Source organism: Aminobacter sp. AP02 (assembly GCF_003148805.1).
Classification (GTDB): domain Bacteria; phylum Pseudomonadota; class Alphaproteobacteria; order Rhizobiales; family Rhizobiaceae; genus Aminobacter.
The window spans coordinates 18,397-30,422 of the sequence record NZ_QGGX01000005.1; the positions used below are offsets into that span (position 1 = coordinate 18,397).

Genomic DNA, 12,026 nt, shown 5'->3' on the forward strand with positions numbered 1-12,026 from the left:
TGATAAATATCAGGGGGGCTAATGTACACTTGCGCAGGACTTCTGGGGAGTGGGCTATTCATCTACCCGCATTGCTGGCTGGTCGACGCCGTTTTGATGAAGCGTCAGGCCTTTTGCCTGCCCGCGGGAATCGACATCGAAGGTGATCTGGGCATTGACTGCAGTGCAGAAGAACGATGTTTCGCTCTCCGGCAGGATTTCCACCCGTGACTGCCCGGTGGCCTGGACAGCAAGGCCGTTGCCGTGGCGGGTGATGCTGAGCACAAAGTCGGGGCTGAGCGGGTAGTCGCCGACATAGCGGTCGTAGGTTGCCGGATCGAGCGTGACCGCGACGCGTTCTCTTGGCGGTTCGGCCAGCGGGTTCCTGCCGTCGAGCAGGTGCCTGCCGATGTCGTCGACACCGATTTCGGTCGCGGTGTTGGACAAAGCGACAACGCCGACGCCCTTTGCCGGCATGAAGCCGAGAAAGGCGCGATAGCCGCCGGTGCCGCCATTGTGCCAGACGATCTGGCCGTCGCCGCTGCCTGAGATGACCCATCCAAGCCCGGTCTCGTCGCCTTCGGCACCGATCGGGCGCCGAATCGAAAGCGTGGTCGCGAGTGCGGCCTCAAGCGGTGAGGACCTGGCGCCGACCAGCATCTCGATGAAATTCACCATGTCGTCGGGGGTGGACAAGAGCGCGCCCGCGCCGGCAAGCGTTGGCAGATCCCAGTTCAGCACCGGCATCAGCTTGGCGTCGTGGCCGTTGGCGAGGCGCGACTTCATGTAGACGGCCGAAGTGTCGGCGGTGGAACGCATGTTGAGCGGCGAAAGGATACGCTCGCGCACCAGCGCGCCATAGCTAAGGCCGGCACGGCGGGACAGCGCATGGCCAAGCAGGCCCATGCCTAGATTGGAGTACTCGTACTGGCTGCCGATGTCGCGGGGCAGCTCATAGGCGGACAGGAACGCGTACATCTGATCGACGCTGTAGTCAGCATAGGGATTGTCGACGTCGTCAGGCGCGAGGTTTCCAGGGAGGCGCGGCAAAGCAGAGGTGTGGGTGGCGAGGTCGATCAGGGTGATCTCGCGGCCATTGCGCCGGGGCATATGGACGGTGGCCGGCAGGTACATGGCGACCGGATCATCGAGCCCAACCTCGCCGCGCCCGGCCATCTCGGCGAGTGCAAGGGCTGTGAAGACCTTGGTGATAGAGCCGATTTCGAAGCCGGTATCGGCATCGACCGGTCGGGCGTAGTAGGCACCGAAATTGCCGTGCGAGACGATGTGGCGGCCGTCCGGACCAAAGGTGCCGACGACGATGCCAAGGCTCTGGCGCTGCTCGTCGATGCGTTCGGCGAGGATGCGTCTGATCTCGGCATCGGAAGGAAAGTGCGAGGCTGTTTGAACAGGAACAGAAACCGTCATCGCGCGAAATGCCCTCTCATCTCAGACCGGATGGCGGCTGATATCGAGCGGACATTGCAGCAGCATGTCGAAACTGCGGGAGAGGGCGGCTCGCCTTGTTCCGGCGCGGGACAAGGCGAGGCCCTGCTGGTCACTTGACCTCAATCGACGCTGCGTTGCTCATGAGATCGGCAGGGGTGAGGCCGACAAGTTCGCGATACCGGTCGGGGTCGGTGGCGCCTTCGGTGACGACAAGCAGCACGCGCGATTTGTCGTCGAGGCCGATCGCTGCGCGCATGCCTGGATCGCGGGCGGCTGTCAGCAGCCCGGCGAGGCCGGCACCGCCGCTTTCGCCCGATACAACAACCGGGTCATGTCCGAGCGGGCGGGCGAGGCGGTTCATCACTTCGACCGCGGTCTCGTCCTCGACGGTCATGAAGGCATCGGCGACACGCGACAGGATGCGCCAGGCAAGCAATGAAGGCTCGTAGCACTCCAGCATCGCCATGACTGTTGGTTCGCCGTGATGCAGCTTCACCGGCCTGCCGGTACGCGCGGTCTCGAAGATGCAGGCGGCACGTGCTGGGTCGACGACGACGAATGTCGGGCGTGCCGCGCCGAAGCGGCTGGCCAGATAGGCGGCAGCCGCGGCGGCGATGCCGCCAACACCTGATTGGACGAAGACATGGGTCGGCGGCAGCGGCAGCTTTTCGAGGGCTTCGCGCATGATTGCGGTATAACCCTGCATGACCAGCCCGGGGATGCGCTCGTATCCCGGCCAGGACGTGTCGGAGACCACGGTCCAGCCGTTCTGGTCGCAGACGCGGGCGGCTTCGGCGACGGAATCGTCATAGGTGCCGGCAACGCGCGTTATCTCGGCGCCATAGCGGGCAATGGCTGCGATGCGCGCGTCACTGACGCCGCCATGGACAAAGATGACCGACTTCGCGCCGACAAGTTGCGCTCCTTGCGCCACCGAGCGGCCATGGTTGCCGTCCGTGGCGCAGCCGAAGGTCATGGCGGCGGAAATTCTCGTCACTTCCGGGCTGTACAGTTCGGCGATTTCGACCGGACGTTTGAGCTCCTTTTCCGCAGCTTCAAGCACAAGGCGGATGACCGCATAGGCGCCGCCGAGCGCCTTGAAGCTGCCGAGGCCGAGACGATAGCCTTCGTCCTTGAGGTGGATGGTGCCAAGGCCAAGCCCGTGGGCGAGCGCGGGCAAGGAACGGAGTGGCGTGGGCCGATGGTTGGGCCGGTGCGACAGGAAGCGCTCGACCGCTTCGGCTGCTGCGATGCCGAGCGTTTCGGCATCGACTGCTTCAAGCGGCTTGCGATAGTCGGGGTGTTGGTTGCGGATAAGCATGACGAGGGGCTCCTGTTTCCATGCATTGATATTGCGTGACGACAGAGAAAGGCGCTCTAATTGGCGACGCGTGATGCAAGTTTGTTTCGCGAGGACGCTGATGTTGAAACATGCCGGGCAGGGAAACGATCTGGACGCCTTCGACCTGAAGATCCTCGACATCCTGCAACGCGACAATTCTACGCCGCAGCGCGAGATCGGTGAGGCCGTCAACCTCTCGGCGCCGGCGGTGCAAAGGCGTATCAAGCGCATGGAGGAGAGCGGCGTTATTGCCGCCAATGTCGCCGTGGTCGACCCCGACAAGGTCGGGCAGTCGATCACGGTCATCGTCGAGGTCGAGGTGGAGAGCGAGCGGATCGACCTGCTCGACGCGACCAAGGCGAGCTTTGCCGGTGCTCCCGAAGTGCAGCAATGTTACTACGTCACCGGCGAGGCGGATTTCGTGCTCGTCGTCACGGTCGCCAGCATGGGAGAATATGAGGCGCTGACACGGCGGCTGTTTTTCGCCAATCCCAACATCAGGCGGTTTCGCACGCTGGTGGCGATGGACAGGGTGAAGGCGGGCCTGACGGTACCGCTAGGTTAAAGAAGGCCCGCCGAAGCATGCGGACTGCCCGGCTGTGCCGAGATCAGTTCGAGTTTGTCGACCGGTTGTTGTTCTTGGATGAGCTGCTGCTTGTCGACGTGCTGGTGCTGGTCGACGAGTTCGTGCCGGAATCGCTCTTTGAATCGCTGTCGGAGGAGCAGGTGCCGTTCGAGCAACTTGTCGAACTCGCACTCGACGTGCTCGTCGATTTCGACACACCGCTCGACCTCTTGCCGATCAGGATGAGGTCCGCGCCGCCCGAACTGGACAGGAAGGTCAGATCGAATGGCGCGGATGCCACCGGTGCGGCACCGGCGTCCGAAAATGTCATTGCCGTGCCCAGAATGCCGGCTGCTAAGGCGACAGTGCCGAGACTTGCCATGGCCATGTGCTCCTTTCCCACCAACTGCCTGGAAGTGGCAGCCAATCGGGCATTGGACCACAGCCCGATGGAGCCGTGAATTGCCACATTGGAGCTAGATTAAATTGCCCCTAGTGGCGGCCGGGAACGGCTACAGCAGCGGTGCCCAAATCTGAAAGCGGGTCGAGGCTGAGCGTGACCTCGCAGGGCGCACAGAATACGGCGCCGGGCATATGATCGCTCTCGGTCAGGGCAAACCTGACGGCCGATTCCTTGTCGGCGAAGATGCCGCCAACCATGCCCAGTTCGTCACTGACAACCCAGCGCCCCTGGGGGTCGCGGCCAACCATGAAGCGGTGGAGCGTCGAAGCGGGATGGATGTCGCGAGCCAGCGTGCCCATTGTGGTTTGCCTTTCTCGATCTTCACGGCGAATTGCCGTGCGTTTGATGCAAGCATTGCATTGGTGATGTGATGCGCCCGCCATATGAATTCGATGGGCGGCATGACGCCAAGAAATCTGGATTTCATAAATGCCGGCCGATCGAAGCAGAGCCGGAGGCAACGCGTGCGGGGCGCTGCGAGCGCGTGGGACGTACCCCGTTGTCCAGCACCGACAATGCGTCGCGGATAGCCAGGGCCGTATTCGGCTCGACCTCGATCAGCGGCAACCGGACATCTGGTGACATCTTTCCCATCAGGTGAAGCGCGTGCTTGACCGGCACCGGGTTGGTTTCGAGTTCGAGCGCCGCAATGAGCGGGCGCAGGCGGTTCTGGATTTCCCGTGCCGTGTGCGGATCGCCACGCCGGCAGGCGCCGTGCAGGGCGGCGCAAAGGCGTGGCGCCAGATTGGCAACCACCGAGATGGTGCCGCTGCCGCCCATGGTGTTGAAGCCGAAGGCGGTGGCGTCGTGGCCGGACAGCCAGACGAAGCGGTCGCCGTATTTTTGCACCAGCGTCATCGGTCGCGACAGGTCTCCGGTCGCGTCCTTGAAACCGACGATGTTGGGGATGTCGGCCAGCCGCTCGATGGTGGCGGTTGTCAGGTCGATGCCGGTACGCGCAGGAACGTTGTAGACAATGATCGGAATGTCGACCTTGGCGGCGATTGTCTCGAAATGCCTGACGATTCCGGCCTGGGTTGGCCTGTTGTAGTAGGGCGTGACGATAAGGGCGGCGTCGGCGCGGAAATCGCGAGCGGCGGCGGTGTAGGCGACCGTCGCATCCGTACTGTTGGTTCCGGTGCCTGCAATGACCGGCACGCGCCCGGCAGCGACGCCCACGCAACGGCGGATGATGGCCATGCGCTCGTGCCAGGACAAGGTCGGAGCCTCGCCTGTGGTCCCGCAGGGAACAAGGCCGTTGATGCCTTCAGCGATCTGCCATTCGACAAGCGTGCCAAGGCTTTTCAGGTCGACCTCGCCGTTCCTGAAGGGTGTGACGAGGGCGGACAGCGCGCCCGACAGGCGCTGGCGAAGCTGTTCAATGGTCGCGGCTGGGGTGGTCATGGCTGTCGGCCCGATCAAGCTGGAGGAAAGAAGTGGTTCGCCGGCGACGATGCGCGGACGGCTGCTGAAAGCTCACCAGCAGCGCAGCGAGCACCGCCGCCGCGAGGTCGGCATGTTCGGCCGTGCTGGACCGGCTGCCGCCTGGAAAGGCATGGCGCGTGGAGCAGACCCAGCGCCCGGCATGGTTCCTGATGGTTTCGATCGATCTCGGCGGCTCGGCATTGGCGGCGAGCAACAGCACCGCGTCGACCAATGCGTCGGCCTCCATGAGCGTCCGGAATTTTCGGCGAGATCTGTCGTCGAGTTCGTCCAAGCCAAGAATGTCGGCGGCGGCCCAGACGTGGTGCTCGCGGAGGATCCTGATGTCTGCGACACGTTCGGCCAGCGCGGGGATGTTTTCCGGCTTCATGATGAGGGAACAGATAGTCCGTCATCGCGTGTGAATTCGAGAGAGGGTAACGACCAGCTTTATAGGAATTGCATAGGGATTGCGGCTGCCGAACTGGACCGCGGCGCTGAAGCGGAAAGGCATCGGGCGGGTGGGCTGATGCGCAATGAACTTGCGTCCCCCGAGCGCAATGAGAGCGCAATACTCTCCGCCCAAGGGCTAGAAAGGCACGGACTAGCGACTGCCGATCCGCACGGAAAAACGATGATCCTCTATTACCAGACCCATTCACCCTTTGCCCGCAAGGCGCTCGTCTTCGCCCATGAGGTCGGTATCGCCGATCGGCTCAAGGTGATCCATCACGAAACCAGCCCGACCTTGCGCAACGCCAGCGTCTACGCCGAAAATCCGCTCGGCAAGGTGCCGGTGCTACTGCGCCCGGACGGCGAGCCGATCTTCGATTCCGATGTCATCTGCGACTTTCTCGACACGCTGCATGACGGTCCGAAGCTGATCCCCGAGCGCGGCGAGGCGCGCTGGCAGGCACTGCGGCTGCAGGCCGTGGCGCAAGGGCTGGCGCAGACAGGCATTGGCTTGCGCTGGGAAACCGAGAGGCGACCGGAACTCCTGCGTTATGAGCCGCTTGCAGACGGCTTCAGGGAAAAGATCGAGGCGACCTATGACTGGCTCGAAGCGTCGCTCGATGACGACGCTCTCAATATCGGCCATGTGGCGCTGGCGACTGCGTTGTCGTGGATGGCGTTTCGCGACTTGCCGTCGTTTCGCGGCCGGACGCGGCTGACGCGCTGGTTCGATGCATTCGAAAAGCGCCCCTCAATGCTGGCGACGCCTTTGTCGGGCGAAACGCACGACTGAGGGATTGCTGCGCGCCCTTGCGGCGTGCAGCAAGTTTCAACGGCGTCAGGCCGGCTTGACCGGAGAATTCATCGCCCAGCTTATGCCGAAGGGATCGCGGAGTTGGCCCCAGCGGTCGCCCCAGAACATGACGTCGAGCGGCGCGACGACCTCGCAGCCTGCGTCCACCGCGCGCTTCCACCACGCGTCGATGTCGTCGCCGAGAATGAGCTGCATGGTGTAGCCTTGCGCCTTTTCGTGGGGATGGCCGTGATCGGGATAGGCGTCGCTCAGCATCAGGGACGAGCCATTGATGTACAGGTGCACGTGCATCGTGCGGCCCTGCTCGTCCGGCGGGTAGGCGAATACCTGTTCGGCGCCGAAGGCGCGCTTGTAGAACTCGGCTGCCTTGAAGGCGCCGTCGACCTGCAGGTAGGCGATCAGGCCGCCAAGGACCTTCGCGGCGGGATATTCGACTTTCTGTGCTTCCGACATCTTTTTCTCCGTTCCTCGCTTGAGCCAATCGCCGCCTTGGCGGCGTCTGTTCCGGGCATCGTGAACCGCCATCGGCCGATGCCTCGCCTCAAGGACGAGCGAAGCGGGCGGAAACCGACATGGCCCGCCGAACTTTTTTCAGTCAGGCTTGGGGCAAAGCCGGGTCATTGCCCGGGCCGACCTGACTTGCCTGGCCGCCTCTTCTCGCGGGCGGCTTCCGCCGGATCCTCGTAGGAACCTGCGCCGATCTTGGCACGCTTGATCGGCTTGACGCCCTCGACGGGTTTTTCGGTGCGCCGCACCGTCATTTCGTCCAGGTCATTCTTCCTGAACAGGGATTTGCCATCGTCGGGGACGCCATAATCCGAGCCATGGGCCTCGGCCGCCGACTGCTTCTTGAACAGCGAGCGCGAGACGGCACCTGCGGGCGTGGTCATGTCGGTGCCCGGGCCCATGTCGTCGATATGCGGCTTGCGGAACAGGTTGGGCCGTGCCGCCTTGGCCGCTTCCTCGGCGGCGCGCGCTTCGTCGAGCTTGCGAAAACGCTCCTGCTCCTCGGCCGTGCGGTGCTTGGCCACGCCCTTGTTGTGTTTGCCTTTTTCGCGGCCCGACGAGGGACTCTGCGACTCGACTTCGCGCGCCAGCGGATCGTCCGAGATCGCCAGTTCCATCTCGCGCAGGCGCTTGATCTCGTCGCGGATGCGGGCCGCCTTTTCGAAGTCGAGATCGGTGGCGGCGTTGCGCATCTGCTTGTCGAGCGCTTCGAGATGGGCCTTGAGGTTGTTGCCGATCATCGCACCGGCTTCGTCGGTGAACTGCGAGATGTCGGCGCGGACGTGGTCCTTCTCGTAGACCGAGTCGAGGATGTCGGAGATGCGCGACTTGACGCTTTCCGGTGTGATGCCGTTGGCCTGGTTCCACGCCATCTGCTTTTCGCGGCGGCGCGTCGTTTCGGCCATGGCGCGTTCCATCGAGCCGGTGATCTGGTCGGCGTAGAGGATGACCTTGCCGTCGACGTTTCTTGCCGCGCGGCCGATAGTCTGGATCAGCGACGTTTCGGAACGCAGAAAACCTTCCTTGTCAGCGTCGAGAATGGCGACGAAGCCGCATTCGGGAATGTCGAGGCCCTCGCGCAGCAGGTTGATGCCGACGAGCACATCGAACGCGCCAAGGCGCAGGTCGCGGAGAATCTCGATGCGCTCGAGCGTGTCGATGTCGGAGTGCATGTAGCGGACGCGCACGCCGTTCTCATGCAGGTACTCCGTCAGGTCCTCGGCCATGCGCTTGGTCAGCACCGTGACCAGCGTGCGATAGCCGGCCTGCGTGGTGGCGCGGATCTCGCCGACGACATCGTCTACCTGGGTTTTTGCCGGGCGCACCTCGACCGGCGGGTCGATCAGGCCGGTTGGGCGGATGACCTGCTCGGCGAAGACACCGCCGGCCTCTTCCATTTCCCAGGCGCCGGGCGTCGCAGACACCGCGACCGAAAGCGGGCGCATGGCGTCCCATTCCTCGAAGCGCAGCGGCCGGTTGTCCATGCAGGAGGGCAGGCGGAAGCCGTATTCGGCCAGCGTCGCCTTGCGGCGGAAGTCGCCGCGATACATGCCGCCGATTTGCGGAACGGTGACGTGGCTTTCGTCGATGAAGACGAGCGCGTTGTCGGGGATGTACTCGAACAGCGTTGGCGGCGGATCGCCGGGGCGGCGGCCGGTGAGATAGCGCGAATAGTTCTCGATGCCGGCGCAGGAACCGGTGGCTTCCAGCATCTCCAGGTCGAAGCGGGTGCGCTGTTCCAGGCGCTGCGCCTCGAGCAGGCGGCCAGCCTTTTCAAGCTCTTGCAGGCGGTGCTGCAGCTCTTCCTTGATCGACTTGATGGCTTGATTCAAGGTCGGGCGCGGCGTCACATAGTGCGAGTTGGCGTAAATCTTGACCGACTTGAGGTCGCCGGTCTTCTGGCCGGTGAGCGGGTCGAACTCGGTGATGGAGTCGATCTCGTCGCCGAACAGCGAGATGCGCCAGGCCGAATCCTCAAGGTGGGCCGGGAAGATTTCGATCGTGTCGCCGCGCACCCGGAACGAGCCGCGGACGAAATTGATGTCCTGGCGCTTGTATTGCTGGGCAACGAGGTCGGCCAGCAACTGGCGCTGGTCGAGCCGGTCGCCGACCGACATCTGGAAGGTCATCGCCGTATACGTCTCGACCGAGCCGATACCGTAGATGCAGGAGACCGAGGCTACGATGATGACGTCGTCACGCTCAAGCAGCGAGCGCGTCGCCGAGTGGCGCATGCGGTCGATCTGCTCGTTGATCGTCGATTCCTTCTCGATATAGGTGTCGGTGCGCGGAACGTAGGCTTCGGGCTGGAAATAGTCGTAATACGAGACGAAATACTCGACCGCGTTGTCGGGGAAGAACTTCTTGAACTCGGAATAGAGCTGGGCGGCCAACGTCTTGTTGGGCGCCAGGATCAGCGCCGGACGCTGTGTCTGCTCGATCACCTTGGCCATGGTGAAGGTCTTGCCGGAGCCGGTGACGCCGAGCAGCACCTGGGTGCGCTCGGCCGAGCTCACGCCCTCGACGAGATCCTTGATGGCGGTGGGCTGGTCGCCGGCCGGCTCGAATTCCGACTGCATGACGATCTGGATGCCGCCTTCGGATTTTTCCGGGCGGGCAGGGCGGTGCGGCACCCAGATTTCGCCGTCCTTGTGCAGCGGGTTGCCGCTTTCGATCAGCGCCGACAGCGCAGCCACGGTTGCGGTGACGCCGGAATTGGAAAGCGAGGCCGCGTCTTCAAGCGAAATGTCGAGGCCGGCGACCGGGTTGAGGCCGGCAGCGGCGCGATCCTTGGCTGAGGCAGCACCGCCCATCGAGGTGCCGCGTGACGAGCGCGTCGGCGCGGAGCTTTTCTCGGGGATCTTCTTGGGCTTGGGCTGAGGTTTTTCGGCCTCCCTGGCGATCTCGTCGGCCCAGTCGGCGATCGAACCTGACAGCGGCGCGCCTGACAATGCGGCCTGCGGTGCCTCACCGAAGCCGGGGCGGTTCAATGGCTCGGAAGCGTCGAGGAAGTCGGTTACGCCATTGCCACCGCGCTTGCGCTGCGCGGCACGGTTGTCAGCCGCCGAAGCGGTCGATTTCTTGTCAGGAGATTTGGCCATGGGCGAAATATGGGCGGTATCGGCTGAAATGAAAAGAGCGCCGGAGCCGGAAAGCCGGCACCCGCGCGACGCATGCAGGCGCTCCTGACATCAGGCTGTCAGGAGGTGGTCACCGTGGGCAAGGGAAGCCCGGAGCGATCCTGCAATTGGCACCGGGTGGGCCTGGCCTGGGAGGGCGTGGGCTCGGCGGGCGATTCCAGCTGGGAGGACGGTTCCAGTAGGGTGGGCGGTAAGCCGGGGGACGGACGAAGATCGGCGGCGGGACCACGACCACCGGAGGCCGATAGTTCGCGCGCGTCAGGAAGTTGGCGGAGACCCAACCGCGAAGGCGATCGCCGCGGACGTTGCACCAATTTGCCTGGCAGCTGCGTATGTCCACCGGCGTGCCGGCCAGAAGCATTCCGACAGCGGCGTAGCGTGTTCCTGGACCGGCGCGCACGTTGACGTTGCCGGTTGTAAAGCCATTGGCTGCCGAGGCGGCGGCCGGTAAAATTACCAAGCCTGCGAGTATGGTCGCGGCAGAGACAAGTCTTCGAAAAATCATGCGCAGTGCTCCAGACCGGATCTAGTTCCGGCCGGCTGCAGATTACTGTCTATTCCGGGGCGCGCCAGTGTGCTGGTGCCATTATCCTTTATGCCTGCGTAACCAAACGGCAAACGCCATGGGTGCGCGGCGATGTTTCGGCACAAGCCGTGTATGCCTGATCGTCGGGGGATGTTAGAGAGCGTCCATTCAGTTCCCGATCCGGACGCCAGATGACCTTCCCGACCAACCGTTTGTTGCAGATGCCAGCGCAATGAAGATCGCGCACATGATGAGCCATGGCGGGCTAAATGGAGTGTCGACCAGCTCGATGACGCTGATCCAGGCGCAGCTCGATGCAGGGCACGAGGTCATGCTCGTACACACGCCCAATTCATGGATTGATCGTCAGCAATTTTCCGGTCCCCTCACCAAGATGGCATCAGGCTTTGCCACCAAACCGGACGAGATCAGGCGCGTTGGCTATGCCATCCGAGACTGGGGATCGGACGTGGTACATACGCACGGGAGCCGAGCCAACAAGTTCGGACTGGTGTTTCGCTGCGCGTCCGGCGCGCCGATCGTCATGACGGCACATACGAGGCAGTTCCAGCTGCCGTGGCTGTTTGCCCACGCGGTCATCGCACCGAGCCAGCAGACGGCAGACTATTATCTGTCGCATTGGCTGGTGCGGCGGCGGAACATGCACCTTGTCCGACACATGTTCGACGTTGACAGCGTCGCGACGGTGACACCGCAGAGTCGTGGCGCAGCACGTGCCGATTTGGGTATCAGCGCGTCCGCTTTCGTCGTCGGTTCGGTCGGCGAGATCACCGAGCGCAAGAACCAGATCGATGCCGTACGTATATTGCAGGGCCTGGTGGCCGCGGGCGTCGATGCTGAGTTGCTGCTGGTGGGGGGACTGTCCGACTTTACCCGCCGCGATCCTTGGAACGCCGCCATTTCTGATCCGGCAATCGCCGGCCGCTTGCATCTGACGGGCGAACGACAGGACGCAACGGCGCTTCTTCATGCCATGGATGTATACCTTTGCACCTCGAAGTCGGAGGAGGGGCCCATTGCCACTCTCGAGGCAATGGCCACCGGCTTACCGGTGCTTTCGGTTGATGTCGGCTATTCGTCGGCGTTGCTGCGCAACGGCATCAACGGTTGGATTTTCGAGCATGGCGATGTCGGGCGCATGGTCGAGACGGCGACGAGACTAGCCACTGATGCTCCATTGCGTGAAACGATCGGCCGGGCGGCCAGGAAGACTGTAGCTGAACGTCTTGCCCCCCAGTCGATCGTGCCAGAGATCGACGCGGTCTACCGCGTCGCTGTCGGACGATCCGGCAATGGACGCCGGCAAAAGTAGCGGTTGGCTGAAAGCGCCAGCCGCGCGCAATGA

12 protein-coding genes are annotated in these 12,026 nt (G+C 63.4%); 4 read left to right on the forward strand and 8 right to left on the reverse strand.

The features are described 5' to 3' along the window. Window positions 1-54 precede the first annotated feature (54 nt). Complete coding sequence (locus C8K44_RS07420; RefSeq protein WP_109575146.1) at window positions 55-1,407, reverse strand: serine hydrolase; 1,353 nt, start codon at window positions 1,405-1,407, stop codon at window positions 55-57. Between the two features lie 130 nt (window positions 1,408-1,537). After that, entirely contained in the window at window positions 1,538-2,749 is a 1,212-nt protein-coding gene (locus C8K44_RS07425) for a diaminopropionate ammonia-lyase (RefSeq protein WP_109575147.1), read from the reverse strand. Window positions 2,750-2,849: 100 nt separating this feature from the next. Between C8K44_RS07425 and C8K44_RS07430 the strand changes: the two genes are divergently transcribed. Together C8K44_RS07430 and C8K44_RS07435 are read left to right on the forward strand one after the other, a co-directional pair. Further along, window positions 2,850-3,335 carry an Lrp/AsnC family transcriptional regulator gene (locus C8K44_RS07430; RefSeq protein WP_109575148.1) on the forward strand — a complete coding sequence of 162 codons (486 nt, stop codon included), beginning with the start codon at window positions 2,850-2,852 and terminating at the stop codon, window positions 3,333-3,335. A gap of 17 nt (window positions 3,336-3,352) precedes the next feature. Further along, window positions 3,353-3,796 (forward strand): hypothetical protein, encoded by a 444-nt coding sequence (locus tag C8K44_RS07435; RefSeq protein ID WP_146203915.1) that lies wholly within the window; start codon window positions 3,353-3,355, stop codon window positions 3,794-3,796. Between the two features lie 31 nt (window positions 3,797-3,827). On the opposite strand, the gene C8K44_RS07440 is transcribed toward C8K44_RS07435, so the two are convergent. The 3 genes from C8K44_RS07440 to C8K44_RS07450 form a co-directional block, all read right to left on the reverse strand. Further along, on the reverse strand, window positions 3,828-4,097 hold the full coding sequence (locus C8K44_RS07440; RefSeq protein WP_109575150.1) for a hypothetical protein: 270 nt from the start codon (window positions 4,095-4,097) through the stop codon (window positions 3,828-3,830). A gap of 124 nt (window positions 4,098-4,221) precedes the next feature. After that, window positions 4,222-5,202, reverse strand: a complete 981-nt coding sequence (dapA, locus tag C8K44_RS07445) for a 4-hydroxy-tetrahydrodipicolinate synthase (protein WP_109575151.1) — start codon at window positions 5,200-5,202, stop codon at window positions 4,222-4,224. After that, window positions 5,177-5,611: a hypothetical protein gene (locus C8K44_RS07450; protein WP_109575152.1), complete on the reverse strand. Its 435-nt coding sequence runs from the start codon at window positions 5,609-5,611 to the stop codon at window positions 5,177-5,179. The genes dapA and C8K44_RS07450 overlap by 26 nt, the downstream gene beginning before the upstream one ends. A gap of 243 nt (window positions 5,612-5,854) precedes the next feature. Between C8K44_RS07450 and C8K44_RS07455 the strand changes: the two genes are divergently transcribed. After that, window positions 5,855-6,466, forward strand: a complete 612-nt coding sequence (locus C8K44_RS07455) for a glutathione S-transferase family protein (protein WP_109575153.1) — start codon at window positions 5,855-5,857, stop codon at window positions 6,464-6,466. 45 nt (window positions 6,467-6,511) lie between these two features. Here the strand turns inward: C8K44_RS07455 and C8K44_RS07460 are convergent, their stop codons facing one another. The 3 genes from C8K44_RS07460 to C8K44_RS07470 all read right to left on the reverse strand — a co-directional run bounded on the left by C8K44_RS07460 (window position 6,512) and on the right by C8K44_RS07470 (window position 10,639). Next, the gene (locus C8K44_RS07460) at window positions 6,512-6,940 is read right to left on the reverse strand and encodes a glyoxalase/bleomycin resistance/extradiol dioxygenase family protein (RefSeq protein WP_109575407.1); all 429 of its coding nucleotides are present in this window, start codon (window positions 6,938-6,940) and stop codon (window positions 6,512-6,514) included. A 164-nt stretch (window positions 6,941-7,104) separates the two neighbouring features. Further along, window positions 7,105-10,095 carry an excinuclease ABC subunit UvrB gene (gene uvrB, locus C8K44_RS07465; RefSeq protein ID WP_109575154.1) on the reverse strand — a complete coding sequence of 997 codons (2,991 nt, stop codon included), beginning with the start codon at window positions 10,093-10,095 and terminating at the stop codon, window positions 7,105-7,107. Between the two features lie 109 nt (window positions 10,096-10,204). Then, complete coding sequence (locus C8K44_RS07470; RefSeq protein ID WP_109575155.1) at window positions 10,205-10,639, reverse strand: SH3 domain-containing protein; 435 nt, start codon at window positions 10,637-10,639, stop codon at window positions 10,205-10,207. 253 nt (window positions 10,640-10,892) lie between these two features. Between C8K44_RS07470 and C8K44_RS07475 the strand changes: the two genes are divergently transcribed. Further along, window positions 10,893-11,993 (forward strand): glycosyltransferase family 4 protein, encoded by a 1,101-nt coding sequence (locus C8K44_RS07475; protein WP_109575156.1) that lies wholly within the window; start codon window positions 10,893-10,895, stop codon window positions 11,991-11,993. Window positions 11,994-12,026: the final 33 nt, after the last annotated feature.